This is a genomic window from Flammeovirgaceae bacterium SG7u.111, assembly GCA_034044135.1.
Classification (GTDB): Bacteria; Bacteroidota; Bacteroidia; order Cytophagales; family Flammeovirgaceae.
The window spans coordinates 5,491,270-5,510,333 of the sequence record CP139021.1 but is presented as its reverse complement, the minus strand read 5'-3'; the positions used below and the strand labels follow the sequence as shown (position 1 = coordinate 5,510,333).

Annotated in this window: 22 protein-coding genes; 12 read left to right on the top strand and 10 right to left on the bottom strand. The window is 41.2% G+C overall.

Annotated features, from left to right (window positions below; translation table 11 throughout):
• The first annotated feature begins 175 nt into the window (after positions 1 to 175).
• Complete coding sequence (locus R9C00_21455; GenBank protein ID WPO34269.1) at positions 176 to 640, top strand: hypothetical protein; 465 nt, start codon at positions 176 to 178, stop codon at positions 638 to 640.
• Positions 641 to 750: 110 nt separating this feature from the next.
• Here the strand turns inward: R9C00_21455 and R9C00_21450 are convergent, their stop codons facing one another.
• The 4 genes from R9C00_21450 to R9C00_21435 form a co-directional block, all read right to left on the bottom strand.
• Positions 751 to 1,701, bottom strand: coding sequence for a pyridoxal-phosphate dependent enzyme (locus tag R9C00_21450; GenBank protein ID WPO34268.1), 951 nt, complete (start codon positions 1,699 to 1,701; stop codon positions 751 to 753).
• Between the two features lie 96 nt (positions 1,702 to 1,797).
• Complete coding sequence (locus R9C00_21445; protein ID WPO34267.1) at positions 1,798 to 4,206, bottom strand: MMPL family transporter; 2,409 nt, start codon at positions 4,204 to 4,206, stop codon at positions 1,798 to 1,800.
• A gap of 50 nt (positions 4,207 to 4,256) precedes the next feature.
• Positions 4,257 to 4,733, bottom strand: a complete 477-nt coding sequence (gene ribH, locus R9C00_21440) for a 6,7-dimethyl-8-ribityllumazine synthase (protein WPO34266.1) — start codon at positions 4,731 to 4,733, stop codon at positions 4,257 to 4,259.
• A gap of 309 nt (positions 4,734 to 5,042) precedes the next feature.
• Positions 5,043 to 6,257 carry a PP2C family protein-serine/threonine phosphatase gene (locus R9C00_21435; GenBank protein ID WPO34265.1) on the bottom strand — a complete coding sequence of 405 codons (1,215 nt, stop codon included), beginning with the start codon at positions 6,255 to 6,257 and terminating at the stop codon, positions 5,043 to 5,045.
• Between the two features lie 255 nt (positions 6,258 to 6,512).
• On the opposite strand from R9C00_21435, the gene R9C00_21430 reads away from it, so the two are divergent.
• The 4 genes from R9C00_21430 (at position 6,513) to R9C00_21415 (ending at position 8,541) form a co-directional block, all read left to right on the top strand.
• On the top strand, positions 6,513 to 6,851 hold the full coding sequence (locus tag R9C00_21430) for a DUF2185 domain-containing protein (protein WPO34264.1): 339 nt from the start codon (positions 6,513 to 6,515) through the stop codon (positions 6,849 to 6,851).
• A 36-nt stretch (positions 6,852 to 6,887) separates the two neighbouring features.
• Positions 6,888 to 7,247, top strand: coding sequence for an ArsC/Spx/MgsR family protein (locus tag R9C00_21425; GenBank protein ID WPO34263.1), 360 nt, complete (start codon positions 6,888 to 6,890; stop codon positions 7,245 to 7,247).
• Positions 7,248 to 7,288: 41 nt separating this feature from the next.
• A complete protein-coding gene (locus tag R9C00_21420) occupies positions 7,289 to 7,759 on the top strand; it encodes a heme-binding protein (GenBank protein WPO34262.1) in 471 nt (156 codons plus the stop codon).
• A 146-nt stretch (positions 7,760 to 7,905) separates the two neighbouring features.
• Positions 7,906 to 8,541, top strand: coding sequence for a hypothetical protein (locus R9C00_21415; GenBank protein WPO34261.1), 636 nt, complete (start codon positions 7,906 to 7,908; stop codon positions 8,539 to 8,541).
• Here the strand turns inward: R9C00_21415 and R9C00_21410 are convergent.
• On the bottom strand, positions 8,530 to 8,958 hold the full coding sequence (locus R9C00_21410) for a GNAT family N-acetyltransferase (protein ID WPO34260.1): 429 nt from the start codon (positions 8,956 to 8,958) through the stop codon (positions 8,530 to 8,532). The two genes, R9C00_21415 and R9C00_21410, sit on opposite strands and share 12 nt — an antisense overlap.
• Before the next feature lie 147 nt (positions 8,959 to 9,105).
• On the opposite strand from R9C00_21410, the gene R9C00_21405 reads away from it, so the two are divergent.
• Positions 9,106 to 9,504 carry an AraC family ligand binding domain-containing protein gene (locus R9C00_21405; GenBank protein WPO34259.1) on the top strand — a complete coding sequence of 133 codons (399 nt, stop codon included), beginning with the start codon at positions 9,106 to 9,108 and terminating at the stop codon, positions 9,502 to 9,504.
• On the opposite strand, the gene R9C00_21400 is transcribed toward R9C00_21405, so the two are convergent.
• Positions 9,501 to 10,298: a transposase gene (locus tag R9C00_21400; GenBank protein WPO34258.1), complete on the bottom strand. Its 798-nt coding sequence runs from the start codon at positions 10,296 to 10,298 to the stop codon at positions 9,501 to 9,503. The genes R9C00_21405 and R9C00_21400 overlap by 4 nt on opposite strands.
• A 223-nt stretch (positions 10,299 to 10,521) precedes the next feature.
• On the opposite strand from R9C00_21400, the gene R9C00_21395 reads away from it, so the two are divergent.
• From R9C00_21395 to R9C00_21375, 5 genes are all read left to right on the top strand, one after another.
• Complete coding sequence (locus R9C00_21395; GenBank protein ID WPO34257.1) at positions 10,522 to 10,989, top strand: DUF4372 domain-containing protein; 468 nt, start codon at positions 10,522 to 10,524, stop codon at positions 10,987 to 10,989.
• Positions 10,883 to 11,686 carry an IS4 family transposase gene (locus tag R9C00_21390; protein WPO34256.1) on the top strand — a complete coding sequence of 268 codons (804 nt, stop codon included), beginning with the start codon at positions 10,883 to 10,885 and terminating at the stop codon, positions 11,684 to 11,686. Before R9C00_21395 ends, R9C00_21390 begins: the two co-directional genes overlap by 107 nt.
• A gap of 130 nt (positions 11,687 to 11,816) precedes the next feature.
• On the top strand, positions 11,817 to 11,963 hold the full coding sequence (locus R9C00_21385) for a hypothetical protein (GenBank protein ID WPO34255.1): 147 nt from the start codon (positions 11,817 to 11,819) through the stop codon (positions 11,961 to 11,963).
• An 8-nt stretch (positions 11,964 to 11,971) separates the two neighbouring features.
• Complete coding sequence (locus R9C00_21380) at positions 11,972 to 12,226, top strand: helix-turn-helix domain-containing protein (protein ID WPO34254.1); 255 nt, start codon at positions 11,972 to 11,974, stop codon at positions 12,224 to 12,226.
• Positions 12,227 to 12,426: 200 nt separating this feature from the next.
• The gene (locus R9C00_21375; protein ID WPO34253.1) at positions 12,427 to 14,898 is read left to right on the top strand and encodes a TonB-dependent receptor; all 2,472 of its coding nucleotides are present in this window, start codon (positions 12,427 to 12,429) and stop codon (positions 14,896 to 14,898) included.
• 57 nt (positions 14,899 to 14,955) lie between these two features.
• Here the strand turns inward: R9C00_21375 and R9C00_21370 are convergent, their stop codons facing one another.
• Positions 14,956 to 15,942, bottom strand: a complete 987-nt coding sequence (locus R9C00_21370; GenBank protein WPO34252.1) for a YpdA family putative bacillithiol disulfide reductase — start codon at positions 15,940 to 15,942, stop codon at positions 14,956 to 14,958.
• Between the two features lie 180 nt (positions 15,943 to 16,122).
• Here R9C00_21370 and R9C00_21365 point away from each other — a divergent pair, with 180 nt between their 5' ends.
• The gene (locus tag R9C00_21365; GenBank protein WPO34251.1) at positions 16,123 to 16,896 is read left to right on the top strand and encodes an adenosylcobinamide-GDP ribazoletransferase; all 774 of its coding nucleotides are present in this window, start codon (positions 16,123 to 16,125) and stop codon (positions 16,894 to 16,896) included.
• Positions 16,897 to 16,916: 20 nt separating this feature from the next.
• On the opposite strand, the gene R9C00_21360 is transcribed toward R9C00_21365, so the two are convergent.
• The 3 genes from R9C00_21360 to gatC form a co-directional block, all read right to left on the bottom strand.
• Entirely contained in the window at positions 16,917 to 17,114 is a 198-nt protein-coding gene (locus tag R9C00_21360; GenBank protein WPO34250.1) for a hypothetical protein, read from the bottom strand.
• A gap of 70 nt (positions 17,115 to 17,184) precedes the next feature.
• Positions 17,185 to 18,489, bottom strand: a complete 1,305-nt coding sequence (gene der, locus R9C00_21355) for a ribosome biogenesis GTPase Der (protein ID WPO34249.1) — start codon at positions 18,487 to 18,489, stop codon at positions 17,185 to 17,187.
• Positions 18,490 to 18,661: 172 nt separating this feature from the next.
• Positions 18,662 to 18,949, bottom strand: coding sequence for an Asp-tRNA(Asn)/Glu-tRNA(Gln) amidotransferase subunit GatC (gene gatC / locus R9C00_21350; protein WPO38785.1), 288 nt, complete (start codon positions 18,947 to 18,949; stop codon positions 18,662 to 18,664).
• Positions 18,950 to 19,064 lie beyond the last annotated feature (115 nt).

Below are 19,064 nucleotides of genomic sequence, written 5' to 3'. Positions count from 1 at the left end.
AAGTATGTAGCTAAAATACAAAAAGATTGTGAAAGTATAAGTTGCTAAATGTCATGTAAAAGCCTTGAAAATTGTCAAAAACAGCAAGATTGATTAGATTGTAAGAGTAGGCTCTTTTCTTTTCATTATAAGTCAAGATCAAAAAAGAAATGGTCATTTTTAATTGGCAAGTTTTATGAAAAAATACAAAGCGTTTTACTCCGAATCTAGCCGCCAAATATTGGTGGTATTGTTGTTTGTGATCTGGGTGACAGGTCTTATCCTCATCACACTCACGGTATTGGATATCCCATCCGAATGGGTAGCCCTGGTGATAGTAGCAATTCTATTGGTCCACATTTTCCTGTTGAATATGGCAAACCCGCTTATTTCCCTTCCTTGCGAAGTGATGATTTGGGAAGGTGGGGTAGAAGTAGTGTTTGAAAAAACGAGTATTTTATATCCATATCCCAAGGTGGAACACAGTTGGGACGAGATTTACAAAGTGAAGCAGGGGCAAAATTGGGGAGTGCCTTATTTGCAATTGAAAAGTTCGGCAAAGCCCTATGAAATGGTGCTTTCCTTTGGGGTGAACCTCACCAAAGATGAAATAAATGTATTGGCAGAGAAAATAAAGGCGATGAAAACTGTTTCGGGGTGAAAAAATGTACTGATTATTTGATGTGCTAATGAAAAAGAAAGCTCAATAAGGGGTTTCTTCGATAGGCCAACCCCTTAGGGTTTCACTGTTGTGCATCGGAATCTTTACGTTCAAAAAGGCAACTTGCCCAAGTCCACATTTCCACCAGTGAAAATTACTCCAACTTTTTTGCCCTGCCACTTTTCTTTTTCTTTGAGCATAGCTGCAAAAGGCACAGCGCCCGATGGTTCTACCACTTGTTTCATCCGTTCCCAAATGAGCTTCATTGCAGCTATAATCTCCTCATCGGTCACGGTGATTATCTCACTTACCAGCTCTTTGATGATGGGGAAATTCAATTCGCCTACGGTGGTGAGCAGGCCATCGGCTATGGTGTTTGGCTTTTCAGCTCTAGGAGTTATTTCCCCTTTTTTTAAAGAATGATAGGCATCGTCTGCACCCAAGGGCTCGCCTGCAAGAACAGTGGTTGTGGGGGAAAGGTAGTGCGTAGCAAGTGCAGTTCCTGCCATGAGCCCGCCGCCGCCTACAGGGGCAATAATGGCCTCTAAACCACTGATTTCTTCTAATAGTTCTACTGCGGCAGTTGCTTGCCCAGTAATTATGTTGTAATCGTTGAATGGGGGGATGAAGATTGCCCCTGTTTCTTCTACAACCTTTGCGAGTGTGTCTTCACGGGCTTGGAGAGTAGGCTCACAAGGAATCACTGTTGCTCCATAGCCTTCTACTGCTTTTTTCTTCACCTCAGGAGCTGAAGTAGGCATTACGATGTAGGCTTTAGTTCCGAACAGTTGGGCGGCAAGTGCCACCGCTTGCGCATGGTTGCCCGACGAGTGCGTGGCAACTGCTTTTGGTTTCTCATTTTCCATCAGCAACGATACTGCATTGATACCGCCCCTGATTTTGAAAGCGCCCACTTTTTGCAGGTTTTCGCATTTAAAATATAGCTCCATTCCCGCTATTTGGTTTATTGACGAAGAGGTCAGAACGGGAGTTTGGTGGATGTAAGGGCGTATTCTATCATGGGTAGCCCTGATGTCAGCTAGTGTAGGTTGATTTTGCATTTTGCAGGAAAATGGGTTAAAAAGCTCTTTATCAGACAAGGTCTCGATGATTCGAGACCTTGTGTGGCAAAAATAGAATTTAAAAGCGTTGATTCTTTATTCTCCTGCGTTCTTTTTTACTTCTATAAGAGAGATGTCAATTTCCTCGTCTTCGTCTTCTTCCATGAAATCGTATTTTTGAAAGGCTTTGTTGAACTTCATTTTCTCGCTCGTCATATCGAAGGTCAAAAGTAAGCTCGGTAGCAAAATGAGGTTGGTGAGCATGGCGATAAGCAAGGTGGTAGAAGTAAGCAAACCAAGGGAAATAGTACCGCCAAAGTCAGAAGCAACAAAAATGACAAAACCGCAGAACAGAACAATAGAAGTATAAATCATACTTGTACCTGTTTCTTTCAAACTGATAGAAACAGCTTTGGGAACATCAAATTTATGGGCAATTAGCTCTTGCCTATACTTTGCCAAAAAGTGGATGGAGTCATCTACCGAAATACCGAAGGCGATGCTAAATACCAGCACGGTACTTGGCTTGAGCGGTATGCCAAAGTAGCCCATGAGCGCTGCGGTAATCATCAGCGGAATCATGTTGGGAATGAGTGAAATAATAATCATCCGCACACTTTTGAAAAGCGATCCCATAATGGCGGCAATTAGCACAAATGCGAGCAACATACTGCCCCTCAAGTTCTTTATCAAGTAGTTATTTCCTTTGATAAACAGGAGGGTAGTTCCTGTTATCTTGGCTTCCAGCTCAGAATCGCCCATTATTGAGTCTATTTTAGGGATCAGCACTTGATTTACCAGTGTATCCATTTTGATAGAGCCAAGGTCAGCGACTTTCATAGAAAGGCGAATGTAACGACCGCTAGTATCAACCAAAGACGTCATCAGATCATTATCCGCATCTTGTTGATTTTTCATGTACCTATAAATGAACGGCTCGTTCCGTTTGCTTGGGAATTCGTAATCGATAGGGTTGTTGTTGAAATATGCTTGGTTTGCGGCTTTGTAAAGGGTAATTACTGAAACCGAAGGCGTTATTTCAGGGATTTCGGCAAGTTTTTGCTCAAGCTCATCAATTTTCAGGAGGTTCGAACGCTTCCTTACCCCTTGCCTTTTCTTCGTATCCACCAATATTTCCAGCGGCATTATCCCGTTGAAGTTCTCTTCAAAAAAGCTAAGGTCTAAGCGGATAGGATGGTTGGGAGGGAGGTCATCTACCATATATGTTACTGCTCGCATTCTAACCATTCCTACAATTGCAACTACTACCAATACAGTTACAAAGCCATAAACCGTTACCCGGTGTTTGGTGATGATGGTGTCAAAAGTTTTAAGGATTGAACCTACAAATTTGAATTCGAGATGGCGGATGTGGCGACTTTTGGGGGCAGGGCGGTAAGAGAACACAGCAGGGATGAAAATAATGCTGATGATGAATGTGTTGAAAATGTTTACCGTGGCAATGATGCCAAACTGCTCCAAAACGTCTATTCCTGTAAAGGTAAGTACAAAGAAACCGACTGCAGTGGTAGTATTGGTAATAAGGGTTACTACCCCAATTTTTTTGATGATTCTTGCTAGCGCCTTTATTTTGTTGCCATGCAAGATATATTCTTGATGGTATTTGTTGAGCAGGTAAATACAATTCGGAATACCGATTACCACCAAAATAGAAGGTAGCAACCCTGTGAGCATGGTAATTTCATAATCGAAAATAACCAGCGTCCCCAGCGTCCAGATCACGACCATCCCAATTACTATAAGGGAGAAAATTACGGGTGAGAACGATTGGAAAAATAGGAAAAGGATTAATGCTGTCACACCAAGAGAGATGATCAAAAACATGTTCAGCTCATGCTTTACAGTAGCTTGAACGGCAGTCCTTACATAAGGCAAACCTGCATAATGTAGTTTGATCTCCGTTTTTTCGCTAAATGCGGTTCCTTCCTCTATTATTTCATTGACCAGCCCAACCCGTTTTTTGGAATTGAGGTAGCTATCGTCCATCGAGATCAGGATGACCGTAGTTCCATTTTCAGGGTTGATGAGCCTGCCTTCGTAAAACTTGATCTTGTTGGCGATACTGAGTAAGCTGTCTAGCTCTTCTTGGCTTTTGGGCGCAGTAGGGAAAAGTTTTTTGAACTCAAATCGTTTTTCAGCTTTATTTTTAGAAATGTAGAGTAATTTGGGTAAAGACACCACTTCTACTATACCTTCATGGTTTTTGATGGTTTCGGAAAATTCATACAGCGCATTGAATTTTTCGAGGTTGTAGATAGAACTATCTTGGATACCGATAGCAAACATGTTGTCATCTTTCCCAAAAGTCTCGGTGAAGTTTTTGAAATAGATCATCTCCGGATCATCATCCGGTACTATTTTCATCAACTCATAAGATAGACGGGCATCTTTGGCAAGGAAGCCCATAAAAGCAGTGATTACGCCCAAGGCGATGATAAGCACTAACCTATTTTTAAGAATAAAGCTTGCAAGCTTTGTCCACATAATTTCTCGGGTTTTTGGTTTTCCCTCTTTATTACTCTAATCTATTTTCGTTAGAAACTTAGCATTTTGAGCACCGCAACTGCAGCTTCTACGCCCTTGTTTCCATGTTTTCCTCCGGCACGGTCGAGTGCCTGTTGTTGGTCGTTAGGCGTGAGAACGCCAAACGCTACGGGTTTGTTGTACTTGAGGGATACGTCTGTGATGCCGTGGGCGATGGCGCTACAGATAAAATCGAAGTGCTTAGTTTCTCCTTGGATTACGCAGCCAATGCAGATCACAGCATCAATGCTATTGTCCATGGCCATGTGCTGTGCTCCTAAGGTGAGCTCATATGCTCCAGGCACATACTTGGTAATAATATTTTCTTCTTTTACACCTTCGTTTGTCAATGTTTCAACAGCTGCTTTGTAAAGCGAACCAGTGATATCCTCGTTGTATTCCGAAATTGCTATTCCAACTTTAACTTTCGAAAAATCAATGTTTTCAAGCCCTGAATAGATATTTAGATTTTTAAGGGAAGTTGCCATGTGTATTTGATAAAATGAGGCAATTTGTTTAGGGAAACTGCCGAATAAGCGTTGAATATTCTGTTTAGAAAAAGTAAAAATTGTAAAATTTTACGCCCCTTCACACCATTAATAACCACTATTCAATTTTACATCTTAATGTTTACAAGTTTCCTTATAAACAGAGCTAAAAATCAGTTGTTTTGATTGCGAATTCGGTAATATTTCACAGGCAGCCAAAGTTAGCAATTCTTTTTTAAGACTGATAAAGGGGATGCGTATTTAATGGTCGAGAAGTACATGGCAAGCGGGTGTTTTACCAGAGCGAGGCTAAGCTTTTGGAGATACTTTACAAGAAAGCAGGGTGATGTCGTCGGCGTAAGCATTTTCTCCCTTGTAGGTGTTGAGCTCGTTTATAAGTTCCACATGAAGCTCTTTTTGATCGGTATCAATGCTTTTTGCCAAAAAAATTTCAAGTGGGGCATCGCCAAATTCTTCATCGGCCTCATTGTAGGTTTCGGTGAAGCCATCGGTGAAGCAGAAAATGAAGAAGTCTTCTTTTATTATTCTACTTTCTTTTTCGAGGAAAGGAAGCTCATTGAACCCACCCAAAATAGTAGTTCCCGTTTCGAGGCGTGACATTTTACCATTTACATACATAAACGGAGGATTGTGCCCAGCATTTATGAAGGTAAGCTCATTGGTTTTGTAATTATAAAGAGCGAAGAAGGCTGTTATGAAGTTTTCGCCATCTGAGTTTTGGATAATGAGGTGGTTGAGTTTTTCCACCACAGTTTCCATGGGCAGGCCTTGGGTAGACAAAATTCTGAGCGAAGCTTGGAAGTTGGACATAAGGATGGCCGCCGGAACGCCTTTGCCCGATACGTCGGCAATGCAGATTAAGAAACTGTCCTCGTCAATTTTTATGTAGTCGTAGTAGTCGCCGCCTATGGTATGGTGAGGCAGGTAACTTGCTTCTATTTTGAGTTTTTCATCGTAAGGGAGTACTTTGGGGAATAGCAAAGTTTGTACGTCTTTGGCGATTTCTAGCTGCCTTCTGTATTGCTTTTGCTTCAGCTCTTTCCTTGCCAGCTTTTTGTTTTCTATCGCCACAATTATGATGTTGCTAAGTGCCTCTATAAAATCGAGATCTAGCACATCTTCGTCCTCCACTTCTTCCGAACTGCTAATGAATACGTAGGCCAACACCGTATCCTTGTGTTTTACAGGGATTATTTTTTCAAACTCTTCAAAATGGGGGATGGGTGACGGCAGGTTTGCTGCCTCTGTTATATCTAATATCGCCGAGTCCAGAGGAATGCCGGGGAAATTCGTTTCTGTACCAAAATGTGTTTTGCACTCCCACACCTCATCATACACATACATGGCAAGTTTTGCAATGTTTCTGTTTGATCTGATGATGAACTTAAAAATCTTGTACAAGTCTTTTTCGGGGGCATTTGAGTTGATAGCCCTGATAGTTTCTAACAACGACTTGAGTTCAAGTTCTTTTATTTCCAGCCTTGTTTCAACTGGTAGCGGCATAAGAGTTATGATAGTTTGTGAATAAAAAAAATGATGACTTTTATTTCCTTCCAAAAAGAATGAAACAGCCTATTCCATTTATCTGCAATCCTACTTAATATTTTGCACTTTTTTGCAACCAAGCCCTTAAAAGTATGTGTGGGGAAGGGGAAATGCGGCTTTTAATTTTTTCAGAAGTTTTGATTCTCTTGGCTCGCTTTAGTATAGCTTCCTTTTTGTCTATATTTGCCTTCCATAAAACAAACCTTTTGCAGCATGCTGAGCGAGAAGAAACTCTTATTAAAAAAAGACGATATAAAAGAATTGATAAAGCCGATGGGCGGTTGTTATGCCACCAGTCGAATTACCGTAGATGGAGCAAAAATCGGATTTATGTACCGTGAAGAACCCGATTTCGAATATGATAGCGGTTGGCGCTTCATGGCTGGTGACGAGACGGACGAATACATGGAAGAAACTGGTAACTCGGGTGTTTACGATGTAAACGCTATCGCCAACTACGATCAATCCATTATTCCTTACCTCAATTTGCCACAAGGTGCTGAAATGGAGCGCGTGCCCAACACCGATGAATTCAAAGCTTTGGGTTCTTAGTTACAGCCCTAAATTATTTTTTAACCAAAACCTATTATGAAAAAAGTATATTATCTCTCCACTTGCCAAACGTGTAAAAAAATAATTGCTGCTTATGGGCTGGACGAAGGCTTTGAAATGCAAGATGTGAAAAAGCAGATCATCAGCGAAGAGCAGCTCGACGAGCTTTACCAACTTGCAGGTTCTTACGAAGCCTTGTTCAACAAAGGCTCTCAAAAATATAGGCTCATGGGCTTGAAAGATAAAAACTTGAGCGAAACGGAAATCAAAGAATTGATCTTGCAAGAATATACCCTGCTCAAAAGACCAACTGTGGTAATAGACGGGGAAATTTTCATTGGCAATGGGAAGAAAAACCTAGAAGCCCTAGGTAAGAAACTGGGGGCTGCCAATTAGCAAGAAACCATTTTACTGAAACAAAAAACAATTTTCTTAACATGAAAAAGCTTATTTTTTTACTTCTTACCTTCATAGTTGCCCAAGTGGCTATTGCCCAGCAAAAACCTTTTCTGTCTTTAGATGCTGCTAAGAAAATGGGGACCCTGGCCGAGGAAAAATCAGAGGCGGCAGGTTACAAAATGAACATAGCTATAGTTGATGATGGTGGTCAGTTAGTGTACTTTGTACGAATGGATGGAGCAAAACTATCAGGTTTGGACATCGCTATCAAAAAGGCGGTTTGTGCGGCCTATTACGAAGCTTCTACCGAATCGTACCAAAAACGGATAGCTGATGGAACGCTTCAATTGATAGGCATGCCTCATATGTTACCCTTTGAAGGAGGCGTCCCTCTGAAAGTGGGCGATACAGTAGTGGGAGCTATTGGGGTGAGCGGAGCAACTGCTGCGCAAGATGGGGATATAGCCGACCTGGCCGTAGCACTATTCGAAGAATTGACTAAAGATTAAAAACCAGGGTTTTTGGATAACCCTCTGTATTGTTCGTGCATTTAGGAGCTGTTTGGGAGCATGTTTTGAAGATATATTTCAAATAGCTCCTAAGGGAGAGACTGTTTTTAATTGTCTTAGGTTAGAACGAACTCTTGAAACACATAATGAAACAACTTCTACTTAAAATCTGCTTTGCTTTTCTAACTGCATCGAGTCTTTGGAGCTGCGCACCTGAAATCTACACACCTCTTTATATCGAAAATACCAAGTATTTGGGAAAAGCCGAGGACAGAGGAGTTACCATGGAATATGAATACAACATACTACAAGAAGCGGGAAATCATGAATATGCTTCCCGTGAAAAGAAGACTGGGACAAGGGTAGTGGCAATAAAAGTGACTAATAACTCGGGCGTTCCAATCAATTTTTACCAAGATATTAACATTTATGCAGGTTCGAGAAAGGTTACTTTTATAGACAAAGATGTAGCCTATAAAAAGCTAAGGCAGAAAAGTAGGAAGCACTTGTGGTACTTGCTATTGTCCTTAATCTGGATACCTACAGACAATGGCAACGATCTATTTCCTCTTGGTGCGGTGGTTGGAGGAGGGATTACAGTCTATCGTGTAACCCGAACTAGGGCACAAAACGGCAAGTTTAGGCGAGAGCTTTATGTGAGGGATTTGTCGAGAAGGGAAATAAAAGATGGAAAAACAGCCTACGGGCTCATTTGTATTCGCGATACACGTTTTGTCCCGTTGAGCATAAAGGCTTTTGAAGCGGATTACCTACCCGATTGATCGTTCCATAATCACATAATCGATTCCGCCTTTTTGGAAAGTTTGACTGGTGCATGCCAAACCGAATTTTTCATAGAAGGCGGTTTTTTCTTTTCTTGCATTGCAAAACAGTACAGCCTCGCTTTTGCCTTTGGCTTGCTCTATCAAGTAGTGAAGCAATTGGCTTCCGTAGCCTTTTCCCTGAAAAGTCACCTTGGTTGCAAACTTTCTAAACTGCAATTTTTCCCCTTTCTCAAACAAAGAAACCACCGAAACCAACTCGTTTTCTACAAATAAGCCAAAGTGCTTGGCAGAGTCATCTCCTTCAACTTTCACATAGTCCAAGGGTTTGTTTGGCCACATCACTTCTTGCCTTAATGGCCATGTTTGTTCTGCTGTTATTTCTTTAATTTTACCCTCTTTTTTTGGCTCTATCATTCTGTTGTAGTTCAGTTACTCATCAAAATAAGTAAAAATAGTTTCTGGAGGCAAGGTTTGGAGGACTTGAAACTAGTTACTTTGTAAGTTGATTGTCACAAATAAATAGTTCCATTTTGAAAGGTGGAAATAAGTTAAGTTTTAAAAATGAGCTTTGAAATAAAAGATAAAACAGCACCGAAGGAGGGTATTAAAATTTCTCCATTCAGGAAGAATATTAGGAAAACGAACCCTCATAAACATAATAGCTATTTTGAGATTGTATATCTGACTGGTGGGAAAGGCGTGCATACAATAGATATGCAGGAGTTTGATATAGCGCCTCCCATTTGTTTTGTAGTTCGAAAAGAACAAGTTCATTTTTGGAATATACTTTCTGAGCCAGAAGGTTTTGTCCTCATTATTAAAAAGGCATTTATCGATTCGTGCTTGGATAAGGAAATTTTGCAATTGGTTTCGAAAATCAGCGCGTTTCCATGTATTTACCCAAAGCAAGACGGTATAGTCGAGCAGATTTTTCAACTCCTAATGCGAATCAAGGGTTAAAATCCCATTAAAATAAAAAGGGCTGAAGCAAATTTTCCAAAAGCGTGAACCATCAGCCCTTTTTCTGGCCTTACTTTTGATGCATTTTGAATGTCGACTTTTTCAATCAACCAACTAAAGAAGACTTCTACAGCCTGCCTAGTTCTTGATACAGCTTTGCCCCAAAATGATATAAAGGCCTCATTATATCGCCTTTCCCATTCCGTTTCGCCCTTTTTTCTCTTTGGAGGACATAAAAGCCGGATATTTCTTTCCTCACATAACCCTGCCACTTCCTTGCTGAGGTATGCCTTGTCCCCAAATACATTTACCGCTGTCATTGATGGGAGCAGCTCTTTAAAAACGGTGATATCATGTGCCGTAGCGGCAGTGACACCTACCCATTTCGGTATGGGCAAGGAGTTGGGGCGGTTTTGGACCAAGCAGTGCATCTTGACGCCATAATAGTAAACCCCTTTGGTCTTGGAATACGTTTTTGTAGAGATATTTCTGGCTACTTTTCCATACCGATTTCCTTTACAGAGTATAATGGGAAACGAATCTATAGAATAGTCATTCCCGTCATTTATATGTAAATCAGCATTATAGCAGAGCAATACCTCTATCAACAATGGCAAAACGTCGGACAATCGGTTTAAACGGTTATTAAATGCTTGGTAGCTAGGGAGGTCAGGAAACCAGCTTTTCCAATATTTAGTGATGTATCCATATATTTTAGAAACCTGGGTTTTCTCTTCTTCCAGCAGAGCAAAGAAATAACACGTCAATAGTTCAACATCAGTAAACTTTACCACTGTATTGTTGCTGAATCTTTGGCAATGATGGCACAATATGTTATTATAGCAGTCATCCAGAAAGCTATAAAGGTTGATTATTTTAAGTTTCACACCCATTGCTGTCCCATTAAAATCCAATAAGACTCTTTTAAATATTTGAAATTTAGTTAGTTGTAGGTGTTTTTCGATTAAACGGATTTCAATTTGCATTTTCGCCATTCATTCCTAAAGAGAATAGCAAATGCATAAGGATAAATACGTTTTCGCTCAGTTAGCATCGTTTCTGGATAGGAATAAGTTTAACTACATCGTTCGTAAGTATGACGGAAACAAATACGTGAAGCATTTCACTTGTTGGAACCAGCTGCTTGCCCTGATGTTTGGGCAATTATCCAATCGTGAAAGCCTGAGAGATCTGATTGTCGCACTTGATGCCCATCATTCCAAATCTTATCATTTGGGTTTGGGCAAGAATGTTTCTAGGTCATCCTTGTCTAGGGCCAACCAGGACAGGGACCATCGCATCTTTGAAGAGTATGCTTACTATCTGGTTGATGAAGCCCGTCAGAAACGGGTTTCTGACATCTTCAAGCTTGACGGCAATGTCTACGCTTTTGACTCTACTACGATTGACTTGTGCCTTTCTGTATTCTGGTGGGCGAAGTTCCGTAAGAAAAAAGGCGGAATCAAAGTGCATACATTTATATGATGTAGAGACGCAGATCCCCGCATTCTTTCATATTACAGAAGCTTCTGTACACGATTCTACGGCGATGAAAGAGATTCCTTATGAACCAGGATCTTATTACATATTTGACCGTGCATATAACCACTTCAAGATGTTGTATAAGATTCATCAGATAGGGGCTTTCTTCGTTGTCAGGGCAAAAAAGAACCTCCAATGCAAGACAATCAAATGGAAACGGAGGTTGCCCAAGAACGTACTTTCTGATGTTACAATTGAATTGACTGGTTTTTATCCAAAACAATATTATCCAGGACATCTTCGGCTCGTCAGATATTGGGATGAAGAACAAAAGCGCCAGCTTCTATTCTTGACCAATGCAATGCACATTTCTGCTTTGCAAGTTGCCCAGCTTTATAAAAATCGCTGGCAAGTCGAGTTGTTCTTCAAATGGTTAAAGCAACATCTGAAAATCAAAAAATTCTGGGGTACTACTGAAAATGCGGTCCGTATACAGATCTATGTTGCTATATGCACCTACTGTTTGGTGGCAATTGTCCAGAAAGACATGAAACTTGACAGAAGCACATATGAGGTCTTACAGATATTGAGTATATCATTGACCGATAAAACTCATCTTCGAGACCTCTTCCAGAGAACTAAATTTCAAAATGACAAAGAACGTTTTAGGCTGAATGAGCCAAATTTGTTTAATTATTGATAACGTCCCAATTTTAATGGGACACTAGTGTTTCACACCCTAAAATAAACCCTTTATGGCTTTTCTTTATATCAGGAAATATTTCTACCCTTGATTCGCATTCCTAAATGATGAATACCAAGCCCACGGAATGGAGAATAAGGCGGTGATAGAGGGGTTGCTCAAGGCTTTGCTAGCAAAATTACTCCAAGCAAAAAAACATGATGGATTAGGGGAAAGTGAAAAATTAAACCTATCGGGCAATTTAAGGAGCTACTGGCTCAAGGAAATGGATTGACCAATAATGTGGCACATTATGCGGAGCTACTCCATACCACACCCCAAAACTTAAATACCATTTGCCGGAAAGAAAGTAATAAATCTGCCACTGATATACTTTCGAGTTTTATCATTTCCGAGGCAAAAAGACTTTTGCTTTATACAGGCATGTCTGTTACCGAAATCGCTTACTCTCTAAATTTCAAAGACAATTCCCACTTTACCAAGTATTTCAAACGAAATACAGGTGTTACACCAAACTCCTTCCGGTTAGCTTCTTAACTTAGACCATTCCATTCCTTTTTCAAATAGACCATACTTTTGCTATTTCGCTTTTTAATTTTGCTTCCTTACGCCGTCAGCGCAAAAAGAGTTAATTTTGCCGATTCAATAAAAAAGGCTATTCGCTTTGTTTAGTGCTAATTATAATTTGTTTTTAATACAATAGTAAATATTCACAATACCCAACTTATTAACCTCCGATGAAGAAAATACTAATTCTAATTGTAAGCTTTTTAGTAAGCTTAACTATTTATGCCCAATCCGACGTAAGGGGCAAGCTAATAAATACCTCCGAAAACCAGCCGATTGAATACGCTTCAGTGGCAATTTACACTGCTGCCGATAGTGCACTAATAGGCGGTGCGGTTACCGATCTGGACGGAGCGTTTGAAATCAAGAAAGTAAAGCCAGGAAACTATTATATAAAAGCTTCATTCCTTGGCTATGATACCAAGGTTGTTGGTGATGTAATAGTTGAAAGGAATAAAGACCTCGACTTGGGTGCAGTAAGCCTTTCGGCCAACCAAAAGATGTTGGATGAAATAGAGGTGACCGGTGAGCGAATGACCGCTGTCCACAAAATTGACCGCCAAGTGTACGAAGCGGAGAAGTTCCAATCGGCTACGGGCGGAACAGCTACCGATGTGATCCGAAATATGCCTTCGGTTTCGGTAAATGCCAATGGCGATATCAGTGTGCGTGGGTCAACCGGTTTTGTTGTTCTTATCAATGGAAAACCTGTGCAAACGGAGCCTTCGGTTATTTTGAACCAGTTACCTGCCAATGCGGTGCAAAATGTGGAAATCATTACTGCTCCTTCGGCAAAATATGACCCTGAGGGGAAAGCTGGTATCATCAACATCATCACCAAAAAAGGGGCTACCGATGGGCTTTTTGTACAAGTGAGTGGAAAGCTAGGCTTGCCCAGTGTGGAGGATTACGATAATTCCGAATCTGCTAAACGTTATGGCGGAGATATTACCTTGAACTATCGCAAAGATAAGTGGGATATTTCAGCAGGATTAGCCTATTTGCGCAACGATATTTCGGGTAGGAGAGAAGGCGATGTGTACACTATAAAAGGCGATACGATGACTCGCTTTCCTTCCGACGGTGAGCGCAGTTTCGATGAGGTAAATTACTCAGGTAGGTTTTCAGTAGGCTATACACCAAATGAAAACAACACGTTTGACCTTGGTTTTTACGCTGGAAAACGCTCCAAAGACCGTAGGGCCGATATCTTATATTATGACAACCATGCGGAATTAATTTCTTCAGGCGAAAGGCTGTATACCTACCAGTATTACAACGAGAACTTGAGGATAAGAAGAGGTGATTTTGTGTTGGGAAGTTTTGATTATGGTCATACGTTTGAAAACAAATCGAAACTGAAAGCTTCCTTTTTGTATGAATATACCATGCTCGGTGGCCCTACTACCAACCTCAACCTTGGCTGGCTCGATACCGATGAAGTGATGCAAGATGAGTACAACACCAATGATAATCCGCTGAACGGAATGCGTTTGCAGCTGGATTATACCACGAAAGAGTATGCCATAGGTACGTTCGATTTGGGCTACCAATACCGCTCGCTCGACCATACGGGTGACTTTGTTTATCAGCGGAAAAATTTGGAAACTGGCGAATATGAATTGATTCCAGAGTTTTCTAGCCAAGTAGATTTGAAAAGGGATATCCATTCGGCATATGCCATCCTTTCGGGCGAAAAAGGGAAAGTGAGCTACGATATTGGTTTGAGAATGGAAGTAATGGACAGGGTGTTCGATTTGCAAGACAGGGCTGGAACAATTGATACCACTTACAACTATGATTTTGTGCAATTTTACCCCTCGGCAAACTTGCTTTATAATGTAAACGATGAACTTGACCTGAAAGCTGGCTACAGCAGAAGGGTGCAACGAACCACCACTTTCAAAATGAATCCATTCCCCGAAAGAGAGCACTCGGAAACCTTAGAACAAGGTGATCCGACGCTTTTGCCAGAGTTTATCGACTTGGTTGAGTTGGGGCTTGTAAAAGGTTTTGGGGAAGATAATTCTGTTTTTGTAACGGGTTATTTCCGAAATGTGCAGAACTTGGTGAACCGTGTGAATACGGTGTATAACGATACAATTTTGAACCGAATTTATTCCAACGTAGGTACTGGAAAATCTTACGGGGTAGAGTTTGGTACAGAGATAAAGCCAACCGAATGGTGGAATGTATATTTCGGCGCAAATTACTACAACCTTAGCATTGAAGGGGAGTTTGATAATCGCCCTATCAGCACCTCTAGCTGGGTATATAACATCAATGCCAACACGGGAATCGATTTTAGCGAAACGTTCGATATGCAGTTTAGTGTAAACTATATTTCAGACAGGGTAACTGCTCAAGGTGAAGACTCAAAATTCTTATCGCCTAACCTTACGCTGCGGAAAACCTTCTTGGACGATAGGCTCACCGCCACTTTCCAATGGCTCAATATGGACATGGGCTTGCTCAAGTCCAACGAACAGCGAATTACCACCAGCGTAGATAACCAATTCTACACCACTACTAATTATGTGTACGAAGTGGATGTGCTGATGCTGAACTTGACTTATACCATCAATAAGACGAAGAACAAGGCAAAGTTCATCAAAAGTGAGTTTGGTGCTAGTGAGTTTTAGGAAAAAAAGTTTGAATTGACAATCCCCAAGGCATTTTAACCTCCTTGGGGATTGTTGTTATTTTACCTCTTCAGCTATTTGCCCAATAATAATATCGGCGTGTTCCCTCGAATTTTCAATAAACCAAGTACTGGTTTTTAACCCACCGCATACCACACCGGCAAGAAATAGCCCTTCTACATTGGTTTCATAGGTTTCAGGGTTGTGCACTGGGGTTTGGTACTCATCGTCGCCAAGGCGGATGCCTGCTTTTTCCAAAAAGCTGAAATCTGGCCGGTAGCCCGTCATCGCTATCACAAAATCATTTTCCAACGTCACCATTCCTTCAGGAGTTTTTAAATCCACTTCATGTTCCCGAATTTCCACCAATTCGGATTCGAAATAGGCAGGGATAGAACCTTCTGCTATTCGGTTGTCTATATCGGGTTTTATCCAGTATTTCACCCGTGAGCTAATTTCCGAACCCCTCACCAGTAGCGATACCTCTGCGCCCTTGCGCCAAGTTTCCAAAGCAGCATCAATGGCCGAGTTTGCCGCACCTACCACCAACACCTTTTGTCCTATAAACGGATGCGGTTCATCGTAATAGTGGTGTACCTTTGGTAGGTCTTCCCCTGGTACGTTCATCTTGTTGGGCAAATCGTAAAAACCCGTGGCTATAATTACCTTATTGGCTATGTACGTTTTGTTTTTTGAAGAACTTACTTGGAAAAAGCCACCGCTAGTTTTTTCAATTCCTGTTACTTGTTCGTAGAAGTGGATGTTCAACTCCCAGCTGTTTTGCACCCTGCGGAAATATTCCAAAGCCTCGCTGCGGGTAGGTTTGTCTCGGTGGGAAATGAAAGGGACTTTTCCTATTTCCAAGCGCTCGGAAGTAGAGAAAAAAGTCATGTTGGCGGGGTAGTTATAAATGGAGTTTACCAAGCAGCCTTTCTCTAAAATCAAATGGCTCAAGCCCACTTTTTTGGCGGCTATTCCACAGGCAATCCCGATAGGTCCGCCTCCTACTATCAATACATCTATTTTTTCTTTCTCTGAACTCATGTTTTTCTGGTTGATATAGGTTTTGCTGATTTCTTTCAAATATACAATTCACATTGCTTTAACTAAAACAGACGTCAAATTAAGGGATGTTTCTTACTGCTAAACTGACAACAATCATTTTTCCCTCCAAGTGAAATAGATTAACATTGCTGCTTGAAACTACGTTCAGCACAGCATACTATGAAGAAAGAATTTCATATTTTTTTTACTTCCCTCATGTTTTACACCCGCATTCCCGTGCCGTCTTCTTGGGCAGGGAACGATCCTAGTTTGCTCAATGCGGCTACTCGGTATTTTCCACTCATTGGATGGATAGTAGGAGGGGTTTCGGCAGGAGTTTTTTACGCTTTCCAGCTTGTCTTGCCCCTCAGCGTGAGCATTTTGCTTTCCATGATTGTCTCAGTTTTGGTCACGGGTGCTTTCCACGAAGATGGCTTTGCCGATGTGTGTGATGGTTTTGGGGGAGGTTGGGAAAAAGAGCGGATACTTACCATTATGAAAGATAGTAGGATAGGTGCATACGGTATGATTGGGACGACACTCCTGCTTTTGCTTAAGTATACTGTCCTAGTCGAAATAGGCGATGTTTCTCCAGGAAAATTGGTGTTGGTTTTATTGCTAGCTCATCCGATAAGTCGTTTATTAGCAGCTTCTTTCATCTTTACTCATAGCTATGTACGGGAAGATGAATTGAGCAAAGCAAAGCCCATCGCCAAAAAACTCAGTTGGAAAAACCTCCTAATTGCATTGATTTTTGGCTTGAGTCCACTGTTGCTCTTTGGCGACGTTTTGTTTGCTTTGGTACTGGTACCACTGTTGCTGATGAAAGGCTACTTAGGTTGGTATTTCACGAAATGGATTGGCGGCTACACTGGCGATTGCCTAGGAGCTACACAACAAGTTTCGGAAGTAGTTTGTTATTTGTTTTGTTTGGCGATAACGGTCGTGAAGTAGCCTTCTTTTTGTTTGGTGAGTTAGTCTTTTTCTTGGATGGCTTGCCCTTTTTCAATGTTGGCGCTGATGGTATCTGGGGCGGAAGACACTGCACCTCTTTTTAGTAAGTTCAATGAGCTTTGCTCAACATCACTTTTATCATTCTTACTCTCTACAGTCCTTATGGTGACGAATGCGAACATGCATCCAATCACCGATAATGTTAGTATTTTTTTCATGATAACATTATTTATATAATTGAGAAGCAACCTCAAGTTAATCCTTTTATTTAACTATTTAAAGAAATAATTACTTTTTTCTTAGAAAAACGTTGATAGGTACTCCTTCGAAGTTAAAGTGTTTGCGTAGTCTGTTTTCTAAGAAGCGAACGTATGACTCTTTCACATATTTTGGATGGTTGCAGAAAAAGGCAAATGTAGGGGTATAGGTAGGTAGTTGAGTTACGTACTTGATTTTGATATACTTACCCTTTACAGAAGGAGGGGGTGTACGCTCTATTTCGGCAAGCATAGCCTCGTTTAGCTTAGATGTAGCGATTTTCTTCGTCCTATTTTCATACACATCTATCGCCTTTTCAATTGCCTTGAAAACCCGCTGTTTGGTAAGTACCGAAGTGAAAATGATAGGGATATAGTCGTTCGGAGCCAATTTCCCTTTTATCTCGGCTTCTACTTCTTTAGCAGTGTTGTTTTCTTTTTCTATCAAATCCCATTTGTTCATCATAATGATGATGCCCTTTTTGTGCTTTTGTGCTTGGAAAATGATGTTCAGGTCTTGTGCTTCTAAGCCACGGGTGGCATCTATCATCACGATACATACATCGGAGTTTTCGATGGCTTTGATGGCGCGGAGTACCGAATAAAATTCAATATTCTCCGAAACTTTTGCCTTTCTCCTGATTCCGGCCGTATCAGTAAGGATGAATTCTTTACCGAAAGCATTGTAATGCCCATCCACCGAGTCGCGTGTAGTACCAGCAATATTGGTTACGATGCTACGCTCTTGGTTGAGTAATAAGTTCACAAAAGACGATTTGCCCACATTAGGGCGGCCAACTACAGAAATCCGTGGAATTTCGGGAGCTTCGTCGTCTTCAGGAGGGTCTATGTGTTGGCTCATGTCGTCGAGCAACTCACCGCTTCCAGAGCCGCTCATAGCCGAGACAGGGTATATTTTATCGTAGCCAAGTTCATAGAATTCGCTGGCCATGTACATAGCTTCGGTATTGTCAGCTTTATTGGCTACTACGTAGACGGGTTTGTCCGTATGGCGCAATACCCTGGAAAAATCTTTGTCAAGTCCGGTAAGCCCTGTTTGGCAATCGACCACAAAAAGGATCACTTTTGCTTCACGGATGGCAATCTCCACTTGCTCGCGGATAGCTGCTTCAAATATATCTTCGCTACCTGTCACATATCCACCCGTATCTATTACGGTGAAGGGTTTTCCAACCCATTCCGCTTGACCGTAATGGCGGTCACGGGTAACGCCACTTTGGTTATCAATGATGGCATCTCTTTCTTCTACCAACCTATTGAAAAGGGTTGATTTGCCTACGTTAGGCCTTCCTACTATTGCCACTATATTTGCCATAATCTGTATTTTTATTGGTGAAGCGGTACGTATCCGCTGTTTAGCATTCTTGTTGAATTTTGCGCTACCTACGCAAAATTTATTGGTTTTATAAAAGAAAAACACCAAGACAAATGCCCAATTGAACATCTGTTGGTGTAGTTTGCTGTCCTGTCGTACTTAAGCGAAAGGCTTATTCCTTCACTTTTGGTACTCTAAAATATTCTCCATCGTGCTTAGGCGCATTTACCAAACCTTGTTCCCTTGGTAAGTGTTCAATCACCTTGTCCTCGCGTAGTATATTCACCTCACGGGTCATGTGAGTTTGTGGCTCTACGTTTTCGGTATCTACTTCACGGAGCTTGTCCATCCATTCCACAATCTCGTTGAGGCTTTCCAACATCTTGCCTTCCTCTTTTTCATCAAGATAAAGGCGGGAAAGATGCGCTATTTTCTCAAGTGTGCTATTATCTACTTTCATCAGTTTGATGTATTTCAAAGTGCAAAGTTATAGCTTGTAATGGAAAAGATGTGCATTGCTGCAGTTTATTTGATCAACATCGTGTTTGTGCTGTAAAAAGATTGTTTTTTGCTGT

Coding starts and splice junctions, on each gene's coding strand:
- R9C00_21455 (WPO34269.1), top strand. CDS start 176: ATGAAAAAATACAAAGCGTTTTACTCCGAATCTAGCCGCCAAATATTG.
- R9C00_21450 (WPO34268.1), bottom strand. CDS start 1,701: ATGCAAAATCAACCTACACTAGCTGACATCAGGGCTACCCATGATAGA.
- R9C00_21445 (WPO34267.1), bottom strand. CDS start 4,206: ATGTGGACAAAGCTTGCAAGCTTTATTCTTAAAAATAGGTTAGTGCTT.
- ribH (WPO34266.1), bottom strand. CDS start 4,733: ATGGCAACTTCCCTTAAAAATCTAAATATCTATTCAGGGCTTGAAAAC.
- R9C00_21435 (WPO34265.1), bottom strand. CDS start 6,257: ATGCCGCTACCAGTTGAAACAAGGCTGGAAATAAAAGAACTTGAACTC.
- R9C00_21430 (WPO34264.1), top strand. CDS start 6,513: ATGCTGAGCGAGAAGAAACTCTTATTAAAAAAAGACGATATAAAAGAA.
- R9C00_21425 (WPO34263.1), top strand. CDS start 6,888: ATGAAAAAAGTATATTATCTCTCCACTTGCCAAACGTGTAAAAAAATA.
- R9C00_21420 (WPO34262.1), top strand. CDS start 7,289: ATGAAAAAGCTTATTTTTTTACTTCTTACCTTCATAGTTGCCCAAGTG.
- R9C00_21415 (WPO34261.1), top strand. CDS start 7,906: ATGAAACAACTTCTACTTAAAATCTGCTTTGCTTTTCTAACTGCATCG.
- R9C00_21410 (WPO34260.1), bottom strand. CDS start 8,958: ATGATAGAGCCAAAAAAAGAGGGTAAAATTAAAGAAATAACAGCAGAA.
- R9C00_21405 (WPO34259.1), top strand. CDS start 9,106: ATGAGCTTTGAAATAAAAGATAAAACAGCACCGAAGGAGGGTATTAAA.
- R9C00_21395 (WPO34257.1), top strand. CDS start 10,522: ATGCATAAGGATAAATACGTTTTCGCTCAGTTAGCATCGTTTCTGGAT.
- R9C00_21390 (WPO34256.1), top strand. CDS start 10,883: ATGTCTACGCTTTTGACTCTACTACGATTGACTTGTGCCTTTCTGTAT.
- R9C00_21385 (WPO34255.1), top strand. CDS start 11,817: ATGGAGAATAAGGCGGTGATAGAGGGGTTGCTCAAGGCTTTGCTAGCA.
- R9C00_21375 (WPO34253.1), top strand. CDS start 12,427: ATGAAGAAAATACTAATTCTAATTGTAAGCTTTTTAGTAAGCTTAACT.
- R9C00_21370 (WPO34252.1), bottom strand. CDS start 15,942: ATGAGTTCAGAGAAAGAAAAAATAGATGTATTGATAGTAGGAGGCGGA.
- R9C00_21365 (WPO34251.1), top strand. CDS start 16,123: ATGAAGAAAGAATTTCATATTTTTTTTACTTCCCTCATGTTTTACACC.
- R9C00_21360 (WPO34250.1), bottom strand. CDS start 17,114: ATGAAAAAAATACTAACATTATCGGTGATTGGATGCATGTTCGCATTC.
- der (WPO34249.1), bottom strand. CDS start 18,489: ATGGCAAATATAGTGGCAATAGTAGGAAGGCCTAACGTAGGCAAATCA.
- gatC (WPO38785.1), bottom strand. CDS start 18,949: ATGAAAGTAGATAATAGCACACTTGAGAAAATAGCGCATCTTTCCCGC.